The sequence below is a fragment of the Seonamhaeicola sp. ABD4_175 genome (assembly GCF_056160885.1).
On record NZ_JBSWYC010000001.1, the window covers coordinates 15,075 to 40,511 of the forward strand.

Sequence of the window (25,437 nt, forward strand, 5' to 3'; positions counted from 1 at the left end):
CTAGCTGTTTCCAAACATCGATAAAACACATAAGCTTTATTAACAAATGCCTGAAGTTATTAACAAAAGCACGTATTTCCCTTGCTATTACTTGCGTGATATAATAATCCGTATAAATTTGTAGAGGATTTAACAAAAATGTTTAACCAATTTATTAATAATTAAACTTTATATTATGAACAAAACAGATTTAATCGATGCAATGGCAGAACACGCAGGAATCACAAAAGCTGCTGCTAAAAAAGCTTTAGAATGTGCACTTATTGAAATAGAAGGTGCTTTACAAAAAGGAAACAGAGTTTCTTTAGTAGGTTTTGGTTCTTGGTCTGTTTCTAAAAGAGCAGCTAGAGAAGGAAGAAACCCTCAAACTGGTGAAACTATCAAAATAAAAGCTAAAAATATAGTTAAGTTTAAAGCGGGTGCAGATTTATCTAACGCAGTAAACTAATTTAGTTACACAAAATAACTTAAAAAAAGCCTTCAAACACTGAAGGCTTTTTTGCGTTTAAGGCCAAAAGTTGCATTTTTAATAAATAAATGTTAGATTTAATTACTAAATCTTCTAAAATATGATTACAATAAAACCCAAGAAAGGAAATTTGTTAATCGCTGAACCATCAATAATTGGAGATGTTTCTTTTAACCGCTCAATTGTTTTAATAGCAGACCACACCAAAGAAGGCTCAATAGGTTTTATTCTTAATAAACCTTTAGATTATACTATAAATGAATTAATTAGTGATGTTAATGTGAATTTTAAAGTGTATAACGGCGGCCCTGTAGAGCAAGATAATTTATATTTTATACATAAAGTACCCGATTTAATACCCGATAGTATTGAAATTTCTTTAGGCATTTATTGGGGTGGCGATTTCAATAAAGTGGTAGACCTTATTAGTAATGGCCTAGTTGAAGAAAGTGACATAAAATTCTTTTTAGGCTACTCTGGTTGGAGTGCCTTACAGTTAGAAGATGAACTAAAAGCAAACTCATGGGTAGTTACTGAAAATATGTACAAAAAGAATATAATTGATAAGGATTACAAATCTTTTTGGAAAGAAAAAATGCTTGAGTTTGGTGGCGAATACAGTATTTGGTCAAACGCGCCCGAAAATCCAAACTTTAACTAACTTAGCCTAATTTTTACATTTAATTTGCCAATTAGCTGTTTAGCTATTGCGTTTGAAAATGTCTTTTTTCTGTATTTAGTAACAGGTTGAATACCTACAATTACATTGGTTATAAAAATTTCATCGGCCTTTTGAAGTTCAAACGGTGATACTGATGTTTCTTCAACAGTAAAATCTGTCATACTATTTAAAATTTCAAGTATTTGCTTTCGCATAACGCCTTTTAAACAGCCATCAATAATTGGTGGTGTTTTAATAGTATTTCCTTTCACAACAAAAATATTACCATTTAAAGCTTCAACTACTTGCTTATTTGTGTTTAGCACAAAGCAGTTATTTAGGTTGTTTTCTTTGGCATAAATACTTCCTACTACATTTAAAGCTTTGTTGTTTGTTTTAAGTGTTGATAATAAACTTGGTGACACGTAATAATCTTTAAACAAATCTACTTGGTAAGCATCTTCATTTAAGGTATAAAAAGTGTTTTCAATAGGTTTTACAGTTATTAAAAACGTAACATTATTATCGGTTGGTGTGTAAAGTCCTCCAAAATTTCTGTTTACAAAAAATTTTGCACGTACGGTTTGCTTTAACAGGTTATTGGCGGCAATGGTTTTTAGTATTTCACTTTCTACATATTCCATGGTAAAACTCATTGGTATTTCCATGCGCATAATACGCATTGAGGCCATGAGCCTAAAGTAATGGTCTTCTAAAAACAATATGTTTCCGTTGTTTACTTTTATGGTTTCAAAAACTGCATCACCATAAGTAAAACCTCTATTTTCAACTGAAATAGCGTTATTATTTTCTACTATATTTCCGTTAAAATTTATCATAAAAAAAGCCCGTTTTAATAGTTGTAAAACGGGGCAAATATAGGGTATTTAAATGTATTAATTTTAAGCTGAACCTAATACCTGTTTTAAGTCTGATATTTGATTTTCCCACAGCATTTTAGCTTCATCAATTTCATCATCTTCAGCAAAATCTGTAACCATTAATGATACGTCTTTGGTAATTTCATCTACCTGAATTCTAATTTCAAAATAGCAAGATGCACCTTCTTCTTCATCATTTAACCATCTAAATTTAACACGTTCTCCACTTTTTTTACTTAGTAATTTAGCTTGCTCTTCGCTATCATCCCAAATGAAGGTGAATAATTCACCTCGAGAATTTACGTTGTCTGAAAACCATTCAGATAAGCCTGAAGGTGTTGATATATATTGATATAATAATTGAGGTGAAGCGTGAATTGGAAATTCTATGTCAAATCTAACTTTATCGTCCATAAGTACTTTAAAAATTTAATGATGCGTAATATATACATTAATTAGTAAGTATAGCAATTTTTTTAATAATATTTTATTGCAGTAATGTTTGCTTACGTTAATTTTGTTTTTATATTTGCACCCGCAATATGGCGAGGTAGCTCAGTTGGTTAGAGCGTCGGATTCATAACCCGGAGGTCTCGAGTTCAAATCTCGATCTCGCTACAAAATACAAATAACTAAAAACAAACGGTTTAGCTCACACTAAACCGTTTTTTTTATGAATAATATATTAAATGTAATTCTTTAAATTTAAGAAATAAACCAGATTACAAACACTACCACAATTTATCTGAACTAAAAATTATGATGTTAACGGTTATGTATTTTTACAACCCAACTGTAATTAATAACATAACTCACAAGTACCTACCAATAATAAACTAGCAGAATCTACTTTATAGTTTTTAACTTCGGGTATTTTAAAACTGGTAGTTAGGCATGTTACTTTACCGCAAACTTTACATTGAAAATGTGGATGTAGATCAAAATGTGCATTGCATGAACAACTTTGGCATTTAGCATACCATTTTAAACCATTTTTACCTATAAAAGAGTGTACAACACCATCTTCCATAAGTCTATCTAAAATTCTATAAACTGTGGTTTTATTCATTTCTGCACTTAATTTTTTCACTAAATCTGCCACAGAAATAGCGTTATTTTCAGTGTTAAAAACTTCTAATAACGTTTTTACTTGCTTTGTTTGCCTTGTTACTCCCATATTACAAATATAATGCAACTAAGTTGCTTAATTAATAAATACGCAGTAATTTTGCCGTCTTATTCTTTTAAGATAAAAGCTTTAAAAAACCTTATAATTTAAATAGTGAAGCCCTTTAAAAAATTCATATATTTTTTATTACCTGTGATTATTATTACAAATCACATAGTGGCTTTTGTTCATGCTTTTGAACATACACATACTATTAATGCTAGCAATGAATACAGCAATGTTTTAAGGTTTGAAAAACAAACTTATTTAAATGAACATTGTTGTTTTTGTGATACTTTCTTTAATTTAAATTATCCTAATTTAGAACCCACAAGTTTTGTAATAGCCCCTTTAACTATTTTACAAACAAAAATAACAGCTACTAAACAGGTGTTTATTTCGGTTGTTTTATTCCGAAAAAAATCACGCTCACCACCTTATAACTTATCTTACGTTACCGCTTAACATTTATAAAAGGTAGCTGCACTACTTTTTTTCTTACTAACACAGTTTACAAAATTCTGTGTTAAAACTATTTATTAAATTTTATTTTATGTTACAAGCCAATAAGCTTAGTATGCGCTATAATGATACTTTAGCGCTTAAAGATTTAAGTTTTTCTGTAGCTCCTGGAGATATTTTTTGCTTACTTGGGCAAAACGGAGCTGGTAAAACTACTACTATAAATATATTTTTAGGCCTTTTAAAGCCTACTTCGGGTGAAGCCTTAATTGATGGAGTTTCGGTAACAGAACATAAATCTGCAAGAAGCTTAATTGCCTATATTCCAGAAATTGTTCAGCTATACGGTAATTTAAGCGGTATAGAAAACCTTGAATACTTTAGTAAACTTGCAGGATTTTCATACTCTAAAGAAGAATTGTCAGATTACTTAAATCAAGCTAATTTACAAGAAGAAGCTCATGGTAAAAGACTCTCTACCTACTCTAAAGGTATGCGCCAAAAAGTAGGTATTGCTATAGCTTTAGCTAAAAATGCTAATTATATTCTTATGGATGAACCAACCTCTGGTTTAGACCCCAAGGCATCTGTAGAATTTGCAAAAGTTTGCAAAGATTTATCGGCAAAAGGAGTTGGCATTTTAATGGCTACGCATGATATTTTTAATGCCGTAAACATTGGCTCTAAAATAGGAATTATGAAAGAAGGCGCCTTAATTCATACAACAGACACATCTAAAATTACTGCTCAAGAGCTTCAAGATTTATACATAAAAACAATATAACATACTTTATATAAAAAGATGAATTTCAAAAACATACAATTCATATTATTCATTTTTAGCATACAACTTAGTTTTTCACAAAACATACTAAAAGGAAAAATTGTAGATGCAGCTAATGCACCAATACCTGGTGCTAATATTATTACTTACGGAAATAACATTAAAAAAGGAACAACTTCAGATTTTGATGGTAATTTTAGCCTTGAAGTTAAAAATAAAGGTACACACACACTTAAAGTATCCTACATTGGGTACAAAACATTCACTAAGGTTATTGATGTTAACAGCAATAACATTAACCTAGAAACCATTACCTTAAACGAATCTACAGAGTCTTTACAATCTGTAGAAATTATAGGTAGAAAACGTAAAGATTATAATAGTGATTATTCGTTTTCCGCCACAAAAATGGCCATAAAAAACAAAGAGTTACCACAAGCACTTACTACCGTTACCAAAGAACTTTTGGCCGATAGACAAGCGTTTCAAATAACAGAAGCGGTTAAAACCGTAAGTAACGTTGCGCCTACAGGGTTGTACAACCATTTTAATATTAGAGGTATTACACAAGCCGATGATGGGCAAGTTGTAAACGGTATGCGCTCACGCCAATATTACTTTTTACAGCCCATTACCTCGCATCTTGAGCGAGTAGAGGTTATAAAAGGGCCTTCATCGGTAACTTTTTCTAGCGCAGACCCTGGAGGTACTGTAAACCTTGTAACTAAAAAACCACTTGACGAAAAACGCAGAGAAGTATCATTAACAACTGGTAGTTTTGGTACGTTACGCGCCACCGCAGATTTTACAGGACCATTAAATGAATCTAAAACACTTTTATATCGTTTTAATGCCGCTTACCAAGATGCAGATTCGTTTAGAGATGTTGTTAACAATAACGCTATCTTATTCATGCCTTCGTTTAGTTATATTCCAGACGAAAACACATCACTTAATGTTGAAATGATTTACAATAATGCCGAAGGTAATTTAGACCGCGGACAACCTATTTTTGGAGCTATTAATGGCGAATACGATATTAACAGTACACCAATTACCATGAATGTTGGCGCATCTAACGACCATTATAAAACCAAAGAACTTATGCTTATGGCTAGCTTTAATAAAAAGTTTACCAAAAACCTTGGGTTTAATGCACAATACATGAAACAAACATGGGACGAAGACTTAGCCGAACATAGAGTTGATGGAACCGCTGTAGATATAGATGGCAATGTTATAACCACACTTGCTAGAATGCGCTACGACCAAAGACAACAGTTTTGGGAAACTGATAATTTTAGCACTTATTTTAATTATACTATTGAAAAAGCAAACTTTACAAACAAAATATTAGTTGGTTACGATGCCACACGTTGGGAACGCAAAACAGGCGCTGGCTTTTTAAGAGCTCGCCGTTATTTAACTGTAAATGGCGGACAAGCAAATTACAACCCAAGTAATCCAGATAATTATCAGCAAATGGTAGAAGATGGCGTAACCATGCCCGTTCCTGCTGTACCTCATTTTAATTTAGAAAATCCGTTTAATGCATCAAGAAACACAAACGCTTATAATCTTGCAGAATTAACTATACCTGCTAACTTAACAAGCTCTGATGGTATTTACCTTCAAAATCAATTTAAATTTGGTAAAATTTCTACTCTTGTAAATTTAAGATACGAATGGTTTTCTGATATTTTTGACTACAAAGGCAATGAACAAGAATTTAAAACCAGTGCTTTTGTACCAAGGCTAGGTTTAACTTATGAAATTACAAATAACATAAGTGCTTATGCCACTTACCTTGAAGGTTTTCAACCACATACCAACACAGTTTCCTTATCACCATCTGCAGAAAGTTTTTTCTGGGGTGCATCACCAGGTAGGTTTGACCCGTTAGAAAGTAGCTTAAAAGAATTTGGTGCTAAAGCCGAATTTTTAAATGGTAAAATATTTGCAAACCTAGCTTATTTTGATATTTCACAAAAAAATATTTTAATCCCAGGTGATGATATTTACGATTTCACAACATATACCACAAGAGGAGAACAACGTAGTAGAGGTTTTGAAATGGATGTTTCTGGATACATAGCATCTAACCTACAAGTTATACTGTCGTATGGGTATAATGATGCAAAAATTGTTGAAGATGCTATTGAAGAATATGAAGGCCAACGCATTGGTGGAGCACCTAAACACAATGCCAATTTTTGGGGACGTTATGATTTTAACAACACTACCTTAAGAGGTATTGGTATTGGTTTTGGCGCACAATATGTAGATGAGCGTTACACATGGTACAACCCATCTTATGATGCCAACAGAGTATTACTACCAGATTACACCATTTTTGATGCCGCAGTATATTACAAACCAAGTAATACAGGCATGCAATTAACTCTTAAAATAAACAATGTGTTTGACGACACGTATTGGTTAGGAGGCCTTAACCCATCAAGATTAGGCCCAGGAGCACCAAGAAATGTGTTACTTAATGCAACCTATAAATTTTAGTTTAAATGAAACAAAATGTTGTTGTTTTAATAGGAAAACAATTTTTCAAAAAGGCCTTTTACAACAAAGGTCTTTTTGTACTGTTAACCCTTTTTATTTTAGCTTTAATATATGTTACTATTAATAGTTGGCAAACATTTGAAGCCCACGATCATACTACCGATAGCCATCAAGATGAACAAAGAGAAAGTTGGGAAAGCAACCCAGATAAACATCCGCATAGAATGGCTCACTTTGGGTCTTTTGTATTTAGGCAACAACACCCCTTAAGTATTTTTGATTCTGGTATTGAAAACTACACTGGAAATGCCATTTTTTTAGAAGCACATAAACAAAATACGGCTAATTTCTCTGAAGCTAGTTTATCAACTGGTTTAGTTAGGTTTGGCGATTTAAATATTGCGCTTTTACTGCAACTCATTTTGCCTTTAATTATATTTTTTATAGGCTACGCTGCCATTACATCAGAAAAAGAAAATGGTACCTTAAAAATAATGTATCTTCAAGGTTTATCAATGAAACAAATTATTTTTGGTAAAACTTTAGGGTTGTTTTTTATAACAACTTTATTTTTTATTCCTGCTTTAATTGCCCTTTGGAGTATATTATTTATTGAAGTACACACCTTTAATGCGCAAGTGTTTTTAAGATCATTATTCATATCTATAAGCTATCTTATATTTTTAATTATACTTTGCTGTATTACAGTTTTAATTTCAGCAAAAAGCGTTAATTCCAACAAAGCGCTTCTAAGCTTACTTGGTGGTTGGCTGCTATTTTTTATAATCATACCTAAAACGGCACAAGTAATAGGAAACTCAATTTACCCCAATAAATCTAAAATTGAATTTGCGGCGGCTATTGAAGAAGAAGTGAGTAAACAAGGCGATAGCCACAACCCAGATGATGTTCACTTTAAAAAATTACGAGACTCTGTTTTAAAGGCACATAATGTTAAAAATGTAACCGATTTACCCTTTAATTACAGTGGTTTTCTAATGCGTAAAGGCGAAGAAACATCGGCTAAAATTTATGCCAATGAGCATAAGCATTTAATAGAAACTTATAAAAAACAAAATAGCATAACTAATGGTTTGGTATTGTTTAATCCGTATTTAGCTATTAAAAATTTATCTATGGGGCTTACGGCCACAGATTTTCATACTTACACTAATTTTTTAACTCAAACCGAAAATTATCGTTATAAGCAATCTCAATATTTAAATGAACTGCAAATGAAATTTATTAGCAATAAAGCTAAAGGAAGTGAAGGTAAAGTACATGTGTTAAAGCAAGACTATTGGCAATCGTTCCCAAAATTTAGTTACGAATATATTTCAACTATAAAAACCTTAAAAAATCACTTTATAGGTTTTGTTGCGCTAATAACATGGTTAGTACTTACAGTACTTATAATTATCAATTTTTCTAATCGTTTTAAAATTATTTAACTTGTATACTTTATTAATAAAACAGTTTTTTAGATCTAAAACCGTATGGTTGGCTTTTGGTATTCTTATGTTTTTGGGTGCTTTAAGTATAAATACGGGTAAACAATTTTTAACCTACCAAACCGAAGCTGTACAAAAAACCATTGCCCACCAACAAAAACATTTAGAAACGCAAAAAAAATATTATAAAGATGATATTGCATATTTAACCTATTACTTAAAATTTGCATTTATAAATCCTGTTGATGCATTGTCTGGAATTTCTATTGGACAAAGGGATTTAAACTCACACATTCAAAGTGTTGGTATTGTTTCCTTAGAAGGCCAAAAACATAATACAGATTTAATAAATCCCATGCGCCAGCAAGTAGGAAATTTAGACATGAGTTTTTTAATTATTTTCTTATTTCCTTTAATAATTATTGCGTTAAGTTTTAATATTCTATCTCAAGAAGAAGAAAGTGGAACTTGGAAAATGATAACCATACAAGCCAAATCTGCTTTTAATTTCTTAATAGCAAAACTATTTATAAGGCTTATTTTTATTGTATTTGCTTTAACCATTTTATTTCTTGTGGCAAAAATAGTTATGAATATTCCGTGGTCTACAAATTTTTTCACCCTCATTTCTATGAGTTATTTGTACATATTATTTTGGTTTGCATTGTGCTTTTTTGTTATTCTACTTAGAAAATCTTCTAGCACAAACGCCATTGTTTTATTAGCTAGTTGGCTTTTATTAGTAGTATTTATTCCTGCACTTGTAAGCAACTACATAAGCAGTAAATACCCTGTTAATGAAGCTTTTTCTATGGTTATTAAACAACGTGATGCCTACCACCAAAAATGGGATACAGATAAAGAAGAAACATTAAAAAGGTTTTATAAGCGCTACCCGCATTTAGAAAAGTATGGCTACCCAACCGAAGGATTTACATGGTTATGGTATTACGCCATGCAACAATTAGGTGATGATGACTCACAAACCGAGCGCGATGCCATGTATGCCAAAATTAAGCAACGTGAGGCGGTAAGTAAAAATATAGCACGCTTTTTTCCGCCAATTCAATTACAGTTATCTATGAATGAATTGGCAAAAACCAGTTTAACAAATCACATTGATTTTTTAGATGCCACTACTAAGTTTCACGAAAACATACGTTTAGATATTTATCCTAGTATTTTTGAAAATCGCCACCCAAGCACCGTAGATTTAAATAAATACAAACCTGAATTTTTTAAGCCTAAAACTCATTTTACAGTTTTTAAAAACATACTACCTTTAGTTTTAATAACTTGCCTATTAATTGGTTTTGCAATATTTAAAAACCTTAAAACTTTTAAATAACAAAAAATCAAACATCAAGGTATTTTTATCCTTCAAAACAATTTGGAGATTATGTTAATAAAGGCATTCTAATTGGTGTAATTACAGAATTTTTTGGTAATGTTTTAGAAACTGTTTTTGCAGAATCAAGCGGTGTAATTTTATTTATGCTTGTTACAGCACCAATTAATAAAGACGAAACGATAGTTGTTATAGGAGCTGTTTAAAAAATTATACATATAAGACATAAAAAACCTTCAACACGCATTGTATTGAAGGTTTTTGTATTTTAAAAAGATGTGAAAGTTAACCTTGGTATAACAACTAAATTCCTAAACCTTGGCCACCACCTATTTGTACAGTTTCAGCTGTCATAAATGATGCATCTTTACTCACTAAAAACGAAACTACACCCGCTACCTCTTCTGGTTGCCCTAATCTACCTAACATAATATTATTTTTCCAAGAGGCAAAAACTTCAGGTTTAGTAGATTTAATTTGCTTGTGAAAATCAGTATCAATAGTACCTGGTGATACCGCATTAACACGAATACCGTACTCTGCCAAATCTTTAGCTAAGGCTCTAGTAATGGTGTGTACAGCAGCTTTTGATGTTCCGTAAATACCGGCACCTGGTCCACCTGCATTCCAACCTGCATTTGATGTGTAATTTATAATTGAAGCATTATCACTTTTCTTTAAATAAGGTATGGCTGCTCTTGATGCAAAAAATGTAGAATCTAAATTTAAAGCCATTACAAATCTGTAAAATTCAGTTGTCATATCTTCAAATCTAGATCTGCCTCCTAAGCCACCTGCGTTGTTAATTAAAACATCAATTTTCCCAAATTTATCACCAATAGCTTTAATATTTGCTGTTACAGCATCTTCATTGGTAACATCAAAACCATGATACTCTGCTTTTATACCTTCGGCTTCTAGTTCTTTAACTCTTTCAGCGCCAGCTTCATCATCAATACCATTTAAAATTACTGTATAACCGTCTTTACCAAGTCTTTTTGCTACTTGAAAGCCAATACCGCCAGTGGCTCCAGTTACAATTGCTACTTTTTCATTTAAATTACTCATATTCTTTTTATTTACTTGTTTTTATTATTTAAACTAACGTTTTGCTTTTAGAGGTTCTATTTTTCCGCATAAAAACCAGATACTAGCTAAAGCAATTATGGCCAATGCAGCACCTATAATAAATACAGGCGTATAATTACCACCCATAGTTAAAATGGGTACTAAAAATGTTAAACCCGATGCTGTAAGTTTTGCTGCCATACCTGAAAAACCAGATAAGGTCCCAACAGTTTTTCCTCCGTAATAATCGCTAGGTAGTGTTTGCACATTACCTATGGCTGTTTGAAAACCAAATAATATTACTGCCATTATAATTACAGCTATTGTTGGAGCTCCTGGGTTTGCCATTGCTAACAATGCTGGTAGCATTATTACACAACCTATGGTTATTACTAATTTTCGGGTTTTATTAACAGTCCAACCAGCTTTAATTCTATTTTGAGCAAGAAGCCCTCCAAACCATGCACCTAACATGGCTCCTACATAGGGCACCCAACCGTAAATACCTATGGTTTTTACATCCATACCATACACTTCAAAAAGGTAAATAGGAATCCAGAAAACGAACAGCCACCAAATAGGATCTATAACTGCTGAAGCTACAATAACACCCCAACTTTCTTTTCTTGAAAGCAACTCTTTAACTGAAGGGTTATAACCATCATCAAAAGAACCATCATTATCAACATCTTGATTTTTTTGACCGGTTAAAATATATTCTCTTTCTTCGGGCGTAATCCAAGGATGTGCTTTTGGTGGTGCTTTTACCAAAATCATCCAAGGAATTAACCATAATAAACCAGCTAAACCTACCAAAATAAATATGGCTTGCCAGCTAAAATGTACGGTTAAATAAGCAATTAATGGTATTGAAATAATACCGCCAATGGCAGCACCAGAATTAAATATTCCTTGAGCTAAAGCTCTTTCTTTAGTAGGAAACCATTCTGCATTTCCTTTGGTGGCTCCTGGCCAGTTACCAGCTTCGGCAATACCAAGAATTGCTCTAAAAACACCAAAACTTAATAAGCCTTTTGCTAAAGCGTGAAGTGCTGTTGCTACAGACCAAATACCTATTGACAGTGCAAAGCCAATGCGTGTGCCAACCCAATCAAATATTTTACCAAAAATGGCTTGACCAAAGGCATAAGAAAACACAAAAATAATTGATATGTATGCGTAAATAGACTTATGCTCATCGGGTGTTTTATCAGGATATAAATCGGCTGCAATTTCTGGCCACAGTACACTTAAAGACTGCCTATCAATGTAATTTATTATAGTAGCTAAGGCTATTAAACCTACAATCCACCAGCGTAAACCTTTTAATTTCATACACTTAATTTTTATATTGTTTTACTTTACTCTTTAAAATACAGACAAAGAAGTGCTTGTACTGGTTACTCCAGCATTAAAAACTATGTGTTTAATCTGTATTTTTAATAATGGTTTTACTTAAAACTTGTAAAACCCATTCTATTTACTTTTTTTTGAAGAAATACCTTGTGGTAATAACTTCCCTCCTTTAAATTTATGTTTATGAATTGAAGTTTGGGCGTGCACTCCTTAACTTCAATTTTTGTTTTTTATTTATTGTAACAATATTGATACAGCGCTTTAAAATGAATTTTCATTTTTTCTTTAGCTAAAGCTGGTTCTTGATTTTTTATGGCTTCATAAATATCATTATGCTCTTGTATTCCTAAAAACGCCTGATTATCATTACATACATGATATTTTTCAAAATTTGTAATAATTTCAGGTGTTATAGTTAACATTAATGTATTCATGGTACTATTACCGCTTGCTTTGGCTATTGCTAAGTGAAATAACAGGTCTTCTTGTACAGCATCTTCATTATTCATTACTTTTTCTGTGTAGGCATCAAGTGTAGCTTTCATGTGTTTTAAATCATCTTCGGTTCTTCTTGTTGCTGCTAAACTTGCTGTTTTAAGCTCTAAAAGAATTCTGGTTTCTACTAACGATTTAAAGTCTGGTTTATCTAACCTTAAAATATCTTCAATCATACCATTTAAGGCAATAACACCTATATTAGCTACAAAAGTGCCGCTTTGTGGTATAGATTTTAACAAGCCATAAAATTCTAATTTTTGAATAGCGTCTCTTACGTTACTGCGTGTTACTTCAAACTTTTCGGCCAACATTCTTTCAGATGGAAGTTTATCACCTGGTTCAAGATTTTTGTAATTTATTAAATCTCGAATTTTTTCAATAATAGCGTTTTGCGCTTGATGATTTTCGTTTATTGTAATTGCTTCTAACTTCATATGCTTTCAAAAATTTATGCCTAGAATAATAACTAGCTGGTTTACACCAAAAGTTCTCTTATTACAGACTTGTTATTACTTAAATAAAACCTAATAACCTAAACTGGCTAACCAATTTGCAAATTTATAAATTGTTGATAACCTTTAATCTTTTTTTATTAATAAGTTTTACTACTATTTTTAACACTTGCACTGTTTTTTAATGTGATACTTGCAGCTGATAATATTTTAAAGTTGCATAAGCACCTTCATCTTTTGTTACTAAATAATTACCTGCTTTAAAGTAATTTTCAAAAATGCCCCATTTTTGGATGTGTACATCATTATAAATAATTTTTTCATTGTTATTTAAAGTAACTTCCATTTTTCCTTCTTCTACATTTACTTCTAATTCAAAAGGATCAAAACCTACATATTTTTTAAAAGTGAAACCGTCATCATCTCCCCAAGCACTTGTATGTAACATTTCTGTATCTGTGGCATTTAAATTTTTCAACACTTTAGTTTTTACTCTAACGTAGCCTTTGTTCCAATAAATTTTTAACATTGGTGGAGCATTGTTATCATCTTCACCAATTAAATCTCTTTGAGCATCTGTTAATCTACCATGAATTTGCATAATAATGGTTCTGTGGTATTTATTTTCACTATCTTTTGAAATGGCTTCCATTTGTAATTTGCCTTTCATGTAACCGCCATCTTTAAATGTCCAGTTGGTTTTACCCCTATCTTCAGGATTCATTAATTCTCTTAATTCTGTACGTGAATACGATGAATTAGCTGTTGATGCACCTGGATATGTATGGAATACTAATGCGCCATTTATAGAATCATTATAAAAAAATGGTTTTAATGTTTCGTTTGAAGCATAATTTAATATTTCAGGTGGATGCACCTCTGTTGGTTTACCTATTGGTAGTGTTACTTTCCAGTTACTTAAATCTATATTTGGTAGTATATAATTTGCTTCTTCTTGTTCTGGTTCAGGATCTTGGTTAGTTTCTTCTTCTTGGTCAATAATATCTATTGGATTCTCTTCATTTAAGTTTTCTGTTTCAGAATCATTTTTAGAACAAGCTAAAGCCAAAAACAAAACTAAAATTGCCATAGTTTTTACATTATATATTTTATTTAAATACTTCATAACTTGTTATTAATGCTTTACTTCTAATTCATAAAACCTAACTTTTGAAAAAGCTCCATTATCTCTTGTTTGAAAATAATTTCCTGCTTTAAAATAGTTTTCAAAAACACCCCATTTTTTCATATGAATGTTTTCATAAACCTTAAACTCATTACCATTTAAAACTATTACCATTTTGCCTTCAGATACTTTTACTTCTAATGTGAATTTTCTAAAGCCTACTTCTTCTTTAAAGTTGAAGCCTTCATCATTACCCCATGCATCTTCATGTAAAATTTCAGTATTGGTTGCGTTTAAATTTTTAAGAACTTTGGTTTTAACTCTAATTTTTCCATTATCCCAATAAATTTTTAATATTGGTGGTGCATTGTTATCATCTGCTCCTATTAAATCACGTTGTTCATTTGTTAAACGCCCGTGAATTTGCATGATAATAGTGCGGTGATATTTTCCATTAGATGCTCTTGTTGATGTTTCCATTGCTATTTTTCCACGCATGTAAGCACCATCGGCAAATGTCCAGTTTACATTATTGTCTCCTGGTTTCATTTGTTCTCTTAACTCAGATCTTGTAAATTTTGTATTTCTAGTTTTAGATGCTGTTGGCATTGCATGAAACACAATAGCTCCTTTTGTTGAATCTATATACATGTAAGGCTTAGCAACATCTATACTTGCAAAATTTAATATTTCTGGCGGACTTATTTCTAATGGTTTACCTTCTTGATTAGCTACAGGTAATGTAACCTTCCAATGACTTAAATCTATATTTGGTAATCTTACCTTCTTTCTCTTTTTCTTAGCTTTCTTTTTCTTTTTTTCAATTTTAACATCCGAACCTGAAACGCTACCTTCCTGATTTTGACAGGTAGCGTTTACAGATATAAAAACTATTAAAATTGTAAATAGTATGTTTTTTCGGATATTCATTTATAATTGATGTTTTTAAGGTTGTAAATACACTTTTACATTATCTATATAGGCGTCTTGCGGTGTAACTGCATAGAACATTACTGCTACTTCACCACTATCATTTGATGTGAAAGGAAGCATTACTGTTTCGCGTCTAGAATCTGAAAATTTACCTTCAGCTATTGTTCCTACATGATTTGCTAAGTTAGAATCTACATCATTCACAGCATCAGCACCATCTATATAATGACCATCTAAAACTAAACCTACAATTCTTCTACCACCAATAGGTTCATCTCCACTATCATCTTTTATTGCATATTGATATTCTAAAATATAATTTGTGTTAGGCATGAGCTGAAGTGCTTGGTAGGCGTACCTTGAACCTGAACTTTGTAAATAGCCTCCAGACTGACTTGCCGTCCATTTAGCTCCTGCTGTTTTAGAACCATTATCTGATCCGTCATAATTTGTCCAAGACCCATCAGAACTTGATCCAAAAGGTGTTGTAGTACCATCAGTAAATGTTGTAAATCTCCAATGGTCTGTTTTATCATTAAAATCGCCATTTAAAATTACTGAAGTAACAGGCTTGTATAAATATACATTATCTACATTAAGCGTTGCTGCATCATTGGCTGTACCTCCTTCGGCTAATTCTAACTTAATTTCAGTAAATTGATCAACTGGCGAAGAGAAATCTGTTGCTAAATCTAAATCTAAGCTTACCCACTCACCATCTGTTAAGTCTTGATTGTATGTGTATTCTGTTGCTCCGTTTACCAAAGTTATTTTCAACTTATCAATACCTACAGCAAATGTTGAGTGAACATCTAAATGTAAATGTGTAGCTGCAACACCTGTTTCAAAAGCATCTGCAACTACCACTTCATCTAAAGCTATAGATGCACCTACTGTTTCACTAAACCTTGAGTATTGTAACACTTTATTTCCTGCTATGGTAGCTTCACTTTGTTGAGCATTTCCGTTTTTTAGGTCTAATCCTGAAGGTTCGTACCTGTAAGATATGGTAGCTCCGTTATATTCAATACCGTCACTGTATATGGCTATAACTTCTTCTAGGCCAACAGTTGGCGCCGCTGGTGCTGAAGCTACATCTGTGATTTGATGTTCTACAGTTAAATCTAAAGATTTTGTAACGCTAGGTAGTCCTTCATCTGATTTTGCAGTAACTGTTATGGTATAAACTGCTTCTGCTATTGTATTAGAATAATCATGTGATGCTGTTTCTAAACCACCAATAGTTACTACAGGGCTACCGTCTCCAAAATCGATATCAAACGAAGACATTCCAATGGCAATGGGTTTAACTGTTACAAAAGTTCCGTCTTCTAAACCATTAGCATCTGGTCCTGGGGCAGCATCGAAACTTGAAAATGTAATTTCAGTAAGCCCGGTGCCTTTGGTACTTTCAGCTGGCGCTGTAATTTCATCATCTTCATTACAAGAAAACACAAGGCCAGTTAATAACAAAACGTACATTCCTTTTTTTAATAAATTCATAATTTTCTTTGTTTTTTGTTGTTTAACACTAGCCTAATTATTCAGCTGGATATACTTTAACATTATCTATATAAACATCTACATCGGTAACTGCATAAAACATTATTGCCATTTCTCCGCTAGCATTGGTTTTAAACTCTTGTAGTACTTTTGTATGCGATGTTTTTCCTAGAGCTTTATCGGCTATAAATTGAGAAACTGGTGAACTAGCTACAGCATCTGCACCATCCTCAAAGTGAGCATTTAAAACTTCAGATATAATTCTGTTTCCATCTGGTGCTACACCTGCTTGTTCTGCTGGTGTTTTTATAGCGTACTCATATTCTAAAATATATTTAACCTCTCTATCATCATCAGAAGGTGATACTACAATAGCCTGATATGCATATCTTGTATTTGAACTTAAATAGGCTCCTGCTGAAGTTGATTTAGTCCATTTTGCTCCTTTAGTTTTTGCGCCATTATCTGAACCGTCGTAGTTTGTAAAAGACCCATCGGAGCTTGAGTTAAAAGGACTTGTTGTACCGCCTGTGAATGATGAAAATTTCCAATCGTTTTGGCTATCATCAAAATCACCATTTAAAATAGTTACAGGAATTGGAATAAACTTATCTACTACAGCTACATCTAAAGTTACTGTATTTTCTGCATTGTTAGCATCAGATGCTGTTAATGTAACCTGATAAACACCTTCACCTGCTTGAAATGTATGTATAGGGTCTTTCTCAGTAGATGTGTTTCCTCCACCAAAGTCCCAAAGAAATTTAGTAGATTCTGTAGACAAATTATTAAATTCAATGGTTTTAAAGTTTTCAGCATTTGGTATGTATGTAAAATTTGCTGTTGGCAATACATTATCTGGCTGAGAACCTGCCTCTGGTAAATCAAACTCGAAAGCTTCTTCACAACTAACCGACAATGCTATTAGCAATAAGCTAAACACCATTGAAATGGTACTTTTAAAAATATTTAATTGATTTTTCATAATTTTTTAAAATTTTAAGTTTACTGAGGGTTTTGCGTTAAAACACCATCACTTAAATTAATTTCTCTTGCCGGAATTGGCAGTAGTAACCTTCTAATATTATAACTAGTATACCCCATTTCATCAGCATGAGCACCTAATATTTCATGAGCAACACCTAATCTTAATAAATCAAAGAAACGGTGGTTTTCAAAAGCTAACTCTACTCGTCTTTCAACTAATAAAGCATCTTTTGTTAAAACTGAAGGACGATCAGCTACAGGATCAAAACCTGCTCTTGTTTTTACTTCCATGTAAGAATCTATAGCACTGCTATTATTTGTATCATTATCTTCCATAATAGCTTCTGCATGCATTAGTAACACATCTGAATAACGTAAAATAATCCAATCGTTACCTGCATTAGCAGGAGACTCACCATAAGTAGGTACGTTTCTATCTGAAATATCAGAACCGTCTGGTAAAAACTTAATAACTTCGGCATTTTCAGGTAATTCTCCATCTGGAAGATCAGCTTCACTACCAAAGGCTGCATAAGAAGAAGCGCCTCTGTTTCCTCCGTGAGACATAAAATCCTCAACAAGGTTTGTATTTACAATATTAAGACCATCTTGCCTTCCTTGACGACTATATGAGGTAAACTCTGCTGAAAAACCTTGACTTTCATCTGGGTTACCTGATTGGTATTGAATTGCAAAAATGATTTCGCTATTCAACTCATTATAAAACACATCACTAAAGTTGTCTTGTAAACTAAACTCACCACTATTAATAATATCTTCACACAGTTGCTTTGCACCCGCATAATTACGTGTTGGTTGTGTTAAATAAACTTTGGCTAATAATGCTTGTGCTGCTGCTTTAGAGGCTCTTGCTTTATATTTGTTATCTAAACTTGCAACACCTTCTTGTAAATCTGATACTATTTGCTGGTATACAGTAGCTTCATCAATTCTGGTATAAAGTGCCTCCTTATCTTCAGCACCAACTACTGTTGTTACTAACGGCACAGCACCATATAACCTTACTAAATTAAAGTAAGCATAGGCTCTTAAAAATTTAGCTTCAGCTGAATATTTTTCAATATTTGCAGCATCGGCATTATTAACGTATTGTAAAACATTATTGGCTCTAAAAATAATTTCATACATAGATTGCCAGTAATCTTCAGATTGAATATTTTCTGGTTCAACTATATACCTGTGAAAATCTGCTCTTGAACCTTCAAGTGTTTTACTTCTAGTATTATCTGAACGGTGCTCAGTTAACAGGTATTCTAATTGCACACCTCTGTTATACCTAATTGAACTAGATTGTGTGTTTTCATTAACGCCTTGCACAGCATCATAAACACCAATTATACCTGCCAACACATCTTCATCTGATTGGAAAAAACTATCTGCAACAACAGCGCCATCTGGCAGTGGATTTAAAAACTCATCACTATCACAAGAGGTGTACATAACCCCTGCTATAGCTACTATTAAAAATTTTATATATTTCATAACGAATAGTTTTCTTTTATTAAAAATTAACATTTAAACCAAATGACATGGTACGGAACAATGGTGTACCTGCTCTTTGTGCACCATAAGATTGTGGTGTGTTGTTACTATCAACAAACTCAGGGTTAAACCCATGATAATCATCAGAAGTGATATATAATAAGTTTTGACCTGTAGCATAAAGCCTTAATGAAGTAACACCAAATTTATTTACAAAATCTTGTGGTAATGTGTAACCTATATTTACATTTCTTAATGAAAAATACCCAGCACTCATTACAACATCATTAGTTTGTACTCTTGGTTTTAGAAATGATGCATCAGGTATTATTCCTGCATCAACAACGGCTTGTTCATCTGAAGTTGCACCTTGCCAATGTGTAAAGAAATATTGGTCTCCTATGTTTTTAACTTCGGCACCTTGACTACCTTGAATCATGAAAGAAAAGTCGAAGTTTTTATATTTAAAATCGTTAGTAACACTCCAAACAATTTCTGGATAAGGATCACCAATAATTGTTTTATCATCATCAGTAATTAAACCATCTCCATTTAAATCTTTTACAATAACATCTTCAGATACACCGTTTATTGGTATCCATGGTGAATCCCAATATTCATTGGCTAATTCTTTATCTACTACATAACCATAAAAAGATGAAATTGGGTTACCAACAGAATTAATCCATTGTGAGTTTCTTCCCCATCCGTCTTCAGTTAAAGCACCATTAGACTCACCAAAATCAAGTAATTCATTTTTATTTGTAGAAGCTATTACCGTGGTATTCCATGTAAAGTTTTCATTAGCTATGTTTTTGGTTCTTAATTCTAATTCCCATCCGCTGTTTTCTACTTTACCTAAATTAGCTATACCTGTATTAAAACCGGTTATATATGATACCGGAGTGTTTAGTAATAAATTATCACTAGTTCTAACATAGTAATCTAATGACCCTGAAATTCTATTTCTTAAAAATCCAAAATCTATACCTGGGTTAAACTCTTCTGAAGCTTCCCATTGTAATAATTGATTAGCAATATTTGTTGGCGAAAACCCTGTAGTTATTCCGCCATTAACAATGGCATTAGTATTATTTAACTGTGCTAAATAAGGCCATGAATTAATTAAATCATTACCAACACTAAATCTTTCAGTACCTGTAAGACCATAACTAATTCTAAGTTTTAATTTACTTAAAACATCACTTTCACTTAAAAAATCTTCGTTATGTACATTCCAACCTAAAGAAGCTGCTGGGAAATTACCCCATTTAGTATCTCTACCAAAGACTGAACTCCCATCTCGCCTGAACGATGCATTTATTAAGTATTTATTTGCAAAAACATAAGAAAGTCTACCGAAATAACCTATTTTGTTTTGAACAGTTGTGTATTCTCCATCTGCAACAACAGTAGTAGCACCTTGTAAATTTTTAAGTAAATCATTGGTGTATCCTGTACCTGTTAATTGACTAAATTCTGCTCTTCTGTTTTGAATTGTGAAACCTGCTAAAGCACTAATTTCATGTTTACCAAATTGTTTATTGTACGATAAGGTGTTATCTGAAATTAACCTTGTACTAAACCTATTTTGTAGTAAATACTGCGCTCTACTATTTCCTGATGCATGATGTTTTGTGCCATCCCATCTTGTTCTTTTGCGCTGCTCTAAAGTAACACCTAAAGATGTTTTAGCTAACAGACCATCAGTAATTTCGTATTGTAAATAGGTGTTACCTAAAAGTTTTGTATTAAACTCATAGTGTTCTCTTTCAACATATTGTGCGTAAGGGTTAGCATCACCTGAGGTACGAGGTCTACTATCACTTCCATTGCCATCTAAATCTAACTCAACTAAATGATTTTCATAAAAATAATCGCCCACTCCAACATCAGGATACGCATCTCTATTTATAAATTGTAAAGTTTCTTCTGTATGATATATTGGTAACCAAGGTGATTGTCTTATAGGGTTGTGAACCGATGTTGGTAATGCTCTTCTTTTAGAATAAGAAGGCGTAGCACTTAACCCAAACTTAAATTTTTTACCTAATTTACTATCTAATTTAAGTTTTGCTGTGTATAATTTAAAATCATCTGTAATTACAACACCTTCATCATGAAGATATCTTAAAGATGTTGTAAACTTTGTTTTATCTGTACCACCACTAGCTGATAATGAATGACTTTGAATGAAGCCTCCATTAAAGAAAACATCTTGCCAATCTCTATCAATACCAGTAACTTCAACTAACTTTTGTGCGTATTGTGTTTGCTCAGAAAGTTCTCCGGTTGCAGCTAACTCTCTAGCTGCCCAATCTGCAACACTTTTCTTATAATCATCGCTTCCAAAAGCTTGTTTGTAACCTACATACGTATCATAAGAAAATTTTGTTTTTCCTTCTTTTCCTGTTTTTGTAGTAATTAAAATTACCCCGTTGGAACCTTCACTACCATAAATAGCTGCGGATGCTGCATCTTTTAAAATTTCAAAAGATTCTACATCATTCATATCTAAATTTCCAAGAAAACTTGAGTCCACTATAACTCCATCAACCACAACTGCAGGACCAGAATCAGCCGTAATAGAGCCAAAACCTCTAATGGTTATTGTTGGTGCAGCTCCTGCCTCTGCAGAACTAGCCTGAATGTTTACACCAGATACTTGGCCAACTAAAGCATCATCTACCCTTGCTACAGCAATTTGCCCTAAGTCTTCATTTACAACTTTAGAAATAGCTCCTGTTAAATGTGATTTCTTTTGAGTTCCGTATCCAATTACAACAACCTCATCTAAAGCTGAAACATCTTCAGCTAATGATATATTGAAAACAGATTGATCTCCCACTATACGCGTTTGGGCTACAAAACCAACATAAGAAAACTGTATTGCAGCTCCCTTTTTTACTTTAATTTGAAAATTACCATCAAAATCAGTAGTAGTTCCGTTTGTAGTACCAACAACAATAACATTTACACCGGCAATTGGAATATTATCGGCTGCAGAAACAACTGTGCCCGAAATATTAATTTCGCCTTGTGCAAATAATACAGCATTAAAAAACAATGCTGCAATAAGAGTTAGCTTAATTTTTAAATTCATAATTTGTCTTTTTAGTTTAATTTTTGTTGTGAATAGCTTTTTTTAACACTATTACACTTTTAACCAATTAACACTAACACTTTAGCTCATACTGTTTAACTTTTTTTAGTAGTTTTGTAAAACACATGATTTGCTTAGCATTTGTGTGTAATTTACTTCCCTCCGAAAAGAAGTAATGATTTAAAAAGGATAGGCGTGCACCTGTCCTTTTTTTTATTTTTTTCTCATAAATAAATTGATGTTTTTAGAAGAGTTATACATTTAGTTTAGATTTGTTTTTTGGTTTTCCAAATTGGTAAACCAGATTGGTTTTCCAAATATATGTTATTTTTTTGTTAAAACAAACTAAATTTCAAATTTTACATCAAGTATTTATGTTTTTTAAAACGCTGGCTTATAATCGCTTTATAATTATTTTTTATCTCCAAAGTAAGACACACCATTGCCACTTAAAAAATCTTCTCTAACAGGGCTAAAAGTATCTATTAAAACCCCTTCTTCTAAACAAACTGCACTGTGTAATAAATTAGGCTCAATATATACCCCATCACCAGCTTCAACAATTTGTTTAATGCCATCAATTTCAAATTCAAATATACCTGAGACACAATACGTTGCTTGTGTGTGAAAGTGTTTATGTGGTGAACCTAAGGCCCCTTTTTCAAACTTCACTTTAACCATCATTATTTGGTTATCATAGCCCAAAAATTTTCTAGAAACACCGCCTCCTAGTGCTTCCCATTCTATGTTTTTGGTTATAATGTACTTTTCACTAAATCGTTTCATACTATTTATTTTAAGTTAATTAATGTATACGCTCCTTTCCATGAAAATGTTTTACCTTCTATAGAAAGATTGTGTGTTTTAAGCTTATTTGCATTTTCATTAGCAATAATGAATAAATATTTTTTATTGTTTGTAGTCTCTATACCTACCGCTGTATATGTTTTTGAATTATATACCGTTTCTATTTTTTTAATATTACTATAAGCATTAACAGCAAATTCTGAAACCGGGCTGTAGGTTCCGTGTGATTCTATTACTGAAACAAATAAGGCGTTTTTGGTGTCTTTTTTTCTTAAAATTAATGCAGGCTCTTGCCTTAAATTATACTCAGGATCATTAGCACCAATACGTGCTAAAATAATAGTGTCATTTTTTGAAGTTGCCGCTGTATATGTATAAAACTTGTTGTTATTTAACCAATTAAGCTTTATGTTTTCTCCAGTTGAAACAGCTGATGCTTCTTTATACAGATGTTGATAACCATTTTTACTGCCTAATACTACTGGTGTTTTTAACTTAGAATATTTAAAGCTTGTTTGCATTATGTGCCCTAAATAATAAAATGGCAAATCGTAGTTATTTGAAGTTTTTGATGCAACCCGCATAATATCTAAAACAAACGGGTTTTTATAATCTTCATCTTTTAAAGTAACAATGGTGCGGTGCAGTTCTGTACCTGGGTAAGCATTATTTTCTTTAGCACTGGCAACCTGTACATTTTCATTTTCTACATTAAAAAGGTATTTCTCTGAATGATGCTTGCTACCAATATCATATTTACCTGTAAAGTGCGATGTTTCATTTTGCACCAAAGTATTGTGAGCAATAGTTTGTTTTGCAAATGTTTTGTTCTCTTTTAAATAGTTTCCACCGCCTTTTTGCTCAATATTTACATAACGTGCTAATCCGTAATCTTGCACAACCTCATCACCTTCATCAAATAATGCAAACGATAGTTTATCATAATGCCCGTGACTTAAACCGTGTGCTGTATATTTAAAAACTACCTCTAAAGCTTCACTTCTTAAAACCCCAACAGCACCTTGTTTTCCTTCAGGGCCATCAGATAATTCAATTGACTTTTTATTAAACGCTTTGGTTTTTCCTTGCTTAATTGCCAAAGCTACAGCTAATCCTGCATCATCTAAACTTACCATATTTTGTTTTTGGGCAATGCTTAAAAGCTCTGGGTTGTTGCCACCAAAATGATATGCAATATCTACAGCAGACACTAATGATCTTGCATGATAAGACATGCCTTTTTGTGCATCGTTTAATAAGAAAAAATCACCTTTGGCATTTGATAAATTAATTAATGCCGAAACACTTTTTACAAGTACGCTATCCTTATACTGAAACACTTTTAAACTTGGTTTTTTATTTTGAAGTGCTTGGGCAAATATTAAAAAAGGGTAAGACGCATAACGCTGATAGTAAGGGCCTTCGGTGTAATAACCATCTGGTGAAAATGGCTCATCTAAATTAGCAAAAAAACCAACTTTACCATTTCTGTTTATATAACCACCATCATTATCTTTCAAGTTTTTATCAATATTTACATCTTTTAAACCGTATAATGCGCGCTGTAATAAACTATCATCATCCATTACTAAAGCAATCATACCAACTGCCACATTACCCCATGTACTATGGTTATGTACGCGATTGAAAAACTGCGGATTTTCTTTTGAAATATAATTAGCAAAAGGTTTAAATAAATTGTTTTCTAGTGTGTTTCTTTCTTCTTCTGTTAAAAAATTATAAATACAATCATAAGCTTGACTCATGTACACTAGCCAATTAGAATCATTTAAACACTGCCAAAAAAGCTTACCACGAGCATAACTACGTGGTTGCGGATGTTTTGGTAATGTTGGATACATTTTTGCGTATCCTAACAACATGTTTTTTACATAATTACCATATTTTTCTTCATTTAAAATTTGGAATAACACCCCTGCTTTTTGCGCCGTTAAATAGTTTTTTTTGTGTGTTTCGTGGGTGTAACCACCAGAATAATCTTTAGGAATTGGTAAATCTATGCCTTTTTTAATTTGGGCATCAACCTCGTTTTGAGTTTCTTTTAACGAAGCGTCGAACATAGGTATATTACCTAAATGCTGCTGTATTGATTCAACACCGTTTTTTGTTAAAATAATACTAGGATGCTGAGAAACTTTTGTTGTGTTAATTAGTTTTTTTACGGGTTCTTTACACGAAAATATTACAATATTTAATAAAAGAACTACACCTATTTTTTTTAGACTTTTTTGCATAAAGATTTTGAGTAATAAACATTTGTGTAATTTAAACGGTATTAAACAAATTAATCAACTCCGCTTTTTATTGAATAATTTTTTCTTGTGCTTAACACCGTTAAT

Annotated in this window: 20 protein-coding genes and 1 tRNA gene; 7 read left to right on the top strand and 14 right to left on the bottom strand. The window is 32.3% G+C overall.

The window, feature by feature from the left end; genetic code table 11:
* Positions 1-175 precede the first annotated feature (175 nt).
* Together ACXAG4_RS00090 and ACXAG4_RS00095 are read left to right on the top strand one after the other, a co-directional pair.
* A complete protein-coding gene (locus ACXAG4_RS00090) occupies positions 176-448 on the top strand; it encodes an HU family DNA-binding protein (RefSeq protein ID WP_139698478.1) in 273 nt (90 codons plus the stop codon).
* Positions 449-569: 121 nt separating this feature from the next.
* Positions 570-1,130, top strand: a complete 561-nt coding sequence (locus ACXAG4_RS00095; protein ID WP_475294050.1) for a YqgE/AlgH family protein — start codon at positions 570-572, stop codon at positions 1,128-1,130.
* Here ACXAG4_RS00095 and ACXAG4_RS00100 read toward each other — a convergent pair.
* Complete coding sequence (locus ACXAG4_RS00100; protein ID WP_475294051.1) at positions 1,127-1,969, bottom strand: aminotransferase class IV; 843 nt, start codon at positions 1,967-1,969, stop codon at positions 1,127-1,129. The genes ACXAG4_RS00095 and ACXAG4_RS00100 overlap by 4 nt on opposite strands.
* Positions 1,970-2,032: 63 nt before the next feature.
* Positions 2,033-2,425 carry an START-like domain-containing protein gene (locus tag ACXAG4_RS00105; RefSeq protein WP_475294052.1) on the bottom strand — a complete coding sequence of 131 codons (393 nt, stop codon included), beginning with the start codon at positions 2,423-2,425 and terminating at the stop codon, positions 2,033-2,035.
* Between the two features lie 130 nt (positions 2,426-2,555).
* Between ACXAG4_RS00105 and ACXAG4_RS00110 the strand changes: the two genes are divergently transcribed.
* Positions 2,556-2,629, top strand: a tRNA-Met gene (locus tag ACXAG4_RS00110).
* Between the two features lie 181 nt (positions 2,630-2,810).
* Here ACXAG4_RS00110 and ACXAG4_RS00115 read toward each other — a convergent pair.
* Positions 2,811-3,188, bottom strand: coding sequence for a Fur family transcriptional regulator (locus tag ACXAG4_RS00115; RefSeq protein WP_475294053.1), 378 nt, complete (start codon positions 3,186-3,188; stop codon positions 2,811-2,813).
* A gap of 544 nt (positions 3,189-3,732) precedes the next feature.
* On the opposite strand from ACXAG4_RS00115, the gene ACXAG4_RS00120 reads away from it, so the two are divergent.
* The 4 genes from ACXAG4_RS00120 to ACXAG4_RS00135 are packed head-to-tail and all read left to right on the top strand — an operon-like array spanning position 3,733 to position 9,741.
* Positions 3,733-4,425, top strand: a complete 693-nt coding sequence (locus tag ACXAG4_RS00120) for an ABC transporter ATP-binding protein (RefSeq protein WP_475294054.1) — start codon at positions 3,733-3,735, stop codon at positions 4,423-4,425.
* 18 nt (positions 4,426-4,443) lie between these two features.
* The gene (locus tag ACXAG4_RS00125; protein WP_475294055.1) at positions 4,444-6,942 is read left to right on the top strand and encodes a TonB-dependent siderophore receptor; all 2,499 of its coding nucleotides are present in this window, start codon (positions 4,444-4,446) and stop codon (positions 6,940-6,942) included.
* Between the two features lie 5 nt (positions 6,943-6,947).
* Entirely contained in the window at positions 6,948-8,393 is a 1,446-nt protein-coding gene (locus tag ACXAG4_RS00130; protein ID WP_475294056.1) for an ABC transporter permease, read from the top strand.
* 1 nt (position 8,394) lies between these two features.
* Positions 8,395-9,741, top strand: coding sequence for a DUF3526 domain-containing protein (locus ACXAG4_RS00135; protein WP_475294057.1), 1,347 nt, complete (start codon positions 8,395-8,397; stop codon positions 9,739-9,741).
* Positions 9,742-10,044: 303 nt separating this feature from the next.
* On the opposite strand, the gene ACXAG4_RS00140 is transcribed toward ACXAG4_RS00135, so the two are convergent.
* The 11 genes from ACXAG4_RS00140 to ACXAG4_RS00190 all read right to left on the bottom strand — a co-directional run bounded on the left by ACXAG4_RS00140 (position 10,045) and on the right by ACXAG4_RS00190 (position 25,332).
* Entirely contained in the window at positions 10,045-10,809 is a 765-nt protein-coding gene (locus ACXAG4_RS00140; RefSeq protein WP_475294058.1) for an SDR family NAD(P)-dependent oxidoreductase, read from the bottom strand.
* Between the two features lie 33 nt (positions 10,810-10,842).
* On the bottom strand, positions 10,843-12,144 hold the full coding sequence (locus tag ACXAG4_RS00145) for an MFS transporter (protein WP_475294059.1): 1,302 nt from the start codon (positions 12,142-12,144) through the stop codon (positions 10,843-10,845).
* Positions 12,145-12,395: 251 nt separating this feature from the next.
* Positions 12,396-13,097: a FadR/GntR family transcriptional regulator gene (locus ACXAG4_RS00150; protein WP_475294060.1), complete on the bottom strand. Its 702-nt coding sequence runs from the start codon at positions 13,095-13,097 to the stop codon at positions 12,396-12,398.
* Between the two features lie 199 nt (positions 13,098-13,296).
* Positions 13,297-14,205, bottom strand: a complete 909-nt coding sequence (locus ACXAG4_RS00155) for a polysaccharide lyase family 7 protein (protein ID WP_475294061.1) — start codon at positions 14,203-14,205, stop codon at positions 13,297-13,299.
* A 45-nt stretch (positions 14,206-14,250) separates the two neighbouring features.
* On the bottom strand, positions 14,251-15,171 hold the full coding sequence (locus ACXAG4_RS00160) for a polysaccharide lyase family 7 protein (protein ID WP_475294062.1): 921 nt from the start codon (positions 15,169-15,171) through the stop codon (positions 14,251-14,253).
* A 15-nt stretch (positions 15,172-15,186) separates the two neighbouring features.
* Positions 15,187-16,677: a hypothetical protein gene (locus ACXAG4_RS00165; RefSeq protein ID WP_475294063.1), complete on the bottom strand. Its 1,491-nt coding sequence runs from the start codon at positions 16,675-16,677 to the stop codon at positions 15,187-15,189.
* 37 nt (positions 16,678-16,714) lie between these two features.
* Positions 16,715-17,662 carry a PKD domain-containing protein gene (locus tag ACXAG4_RS00170; protein ID WP_475294064.1) on the bottom strand — a complete coding sequence of 316 codons (948 nt, stop codon included), beginning with the start codon at positions 17,660-17,662 and terminating at the stop codon, positions 16,715-16,717.
* A 20-nt stretch (positions 17,663-17,682) separates the two neighbouring features.
* Positions 17,683-19,167 carry a RagB/SusD family nutrient uptake outer membrane protein gene (locus tag ACXAG4_RS00175; RefSeq protein WP_475294065.1) on the bottom strand — a complete coding sequence of 495 codons (1,485 nt, stop codon included), beginning with the start codon at positions 19,165-19,167 and terminating at the stop codon, positions 17,683-17,685.
* 19 nt (positions 19,168-19,186) lie between these two features.
* Positions 19,187-22,270: a SusC/RagA family TonB-linked outer membrane protein gene (locus ACXAG4_RS00180; RefSeq protein ID WP_475294066.1), complete on the bottom strand. Its 3,084-nt coding sequence runs from the start codon at positions 22,268-22,270 to the stop codon at positions 19,187-19,189.
* A gap of 411 nt (positions 22,271-22,681) precedes the next feature.
* The gene (locus ACXAG4_RS00185; protein ID WP_475294067.1) at positions 22,682-23,056 is read right to left on the bottom strand and encodes a cupin domain-containing protein; all 375 of its coding nucleotides are present in this window, start codon (positions 23,054-23,056) and stop codon (positions 22,682-22,684) included.
* Positions 23,057-23,061: 5 nt separating this feature from the next.
* Complete coding sequence (locus tag ACXAG4_RS00190) at positions 23,062-25,332, bottom strand: alginate lyase family protein (RefSeq protein ID WP_475294068.1); 2,271 nt, start codon at positions 25,330-25,332, stop codon at positions 23,062-23,064.
* Positions 25,333-25,437 lie beyond the last annotated feature (105 nt).

Excerpts from the sequence above, each read along its gene's own strand:
- ACXAG4_RS00160 (WP_475294062.1), bottom strand. The coding sequence starts at position 15,171 with ATGAATATCCGAAAAAACATACTATTTACAATTTTAATAGTTTTTATA.
- ACXAG4_RS00165 (WP_475294063.1), bottom strand. The coding sequence starts at position 16,677 with ATGAATTTATTAAAAAAAGGAATGTACGTTTTGTTATTAACTGGCCTT.
- ACXAG4_RS00140 (WP_475294058.1), bottom strand. The coding sequence starts at position 10,809 with ATGAGTAATTTAAATGAAAAAGTAGCAATTGTAACTGGAGCCACTGGC.
- ACXAG4_RS00150 (WP_475294060.1), bottom strand. The coding sequence starts at position 13,097 with ATGAAGTTAGAAGCAATTACAATAAACGAAAATCATCAAGCGCAAAAC.
- ACXAG4_RS00115 (WP_475294053.1), bottom strand. The coding sequence starts at position 3,188 with ATGGGAGTAACAAGGCAAACAAAGCAAGTAAAAACGTTATTAGAAGTT.
- ACXAG4_RS00120 (WP_475294054.1), top strand. The coding sequence starts at position 3,733 with ATGTTACAAGCCAATAAGCTTAGTATGCGCTATAATGATACTTTAGCG.
- ACXAG4_RS00180 (WP_475294066.1), bottom strand. The coding sequence starts at position 22,270 with ATGAATTTAAAAATTAAGCTAACTCTTATTGCAGCATTGTTTTTTAAT.
- ACXAG4_RS00155 (WP_475294061.1), bottom strand. The coding sequence starts at position 14,205 with ATGGCAATTTTAGTTTTGTTTTTGGCTTTAGCTTGTTCTAAAAATGAT.
- ACXAG4_RS00090 (WP_139698478.1), top strand. The coding sequence starts at position 176 with ATGAACAAAACAGATTTAATCGATGCAATGGCAGAACACGCAGGAATC.
- ACXAG4_RS00145 (WP_475294059.1), bottom strand. The coding sequence starts at position 12,144 with ATGAAATTAAAAGGTTTACGCTGGTGGATTGTAGGTTTAATAGCCTTA.
- ACXAG4_RS00095 (WP_475294050.1), top strand. The coding sequence starts at position 570 with ATGATTACAATAAAACCCAAGAAAGGAAATTTGTTAATCGCTGAACCA.
- ACXAG4_RS00190 (WP_475294068.1), bottom strand. The coding sequence starts at position 25,332 with ATGCAAAAAAGTCTAAAAAAAATAGGTGTAGTTCTTTTATTAAATATT.
- ACXAG4_RS00175 (WP_475294065.1), bottom strand. The coding sequence starts at position 19,167 with ATGAAATATATAAAATTTTTAATAGTAGCTATAGCAGGGGTTATGTAC.
- ACXAG4_RS00125 (WP_475294055.1), top strand. The coding sequence starts at position 4,444 with ATGAATTTCAAAAACATACAATTCATATTATTCATTTTTAGCATACAA.
- ACXAG4_RS00100 (WP_475294051.1), bottom strand. The coding sequence starts at position 1,969 with ATGATAAATTTTAACGGAAATATAGTAGAAAATAATAACGCTATTTCA.
- ACXAG4_RS00105 (WP_475294052.1), bottom strand. The coding sequence starts at position 2,425 with ATGGACGATAAAGTTAGATTTGACATAGAATTTCCAATTCACGCTTCA.
- ACXAG4_RS00185 (WP_475294067.1), bottom strand. The coding sequence starts at position 23,056 with ATGAAACGATTTAGTGAAAAGTACATTATAACCAAAAACATAGAATGG.
- ACXAG4_RS00170 (WP_475294064.1), bottom strand. The coding sequence starts at position 17,662 with ATGAAAAATCAATTAAATATTTTTAAAAGTACCATTTCAATGGTGTTT.
- ACXAG4_RS00130 (WP_475294056.1), top strand. The coding sequence starts at position 6,948 with ATGAAACAAAATGTTGTTGTTTTAATAGGAAAACAATTTTTCAAAAAG.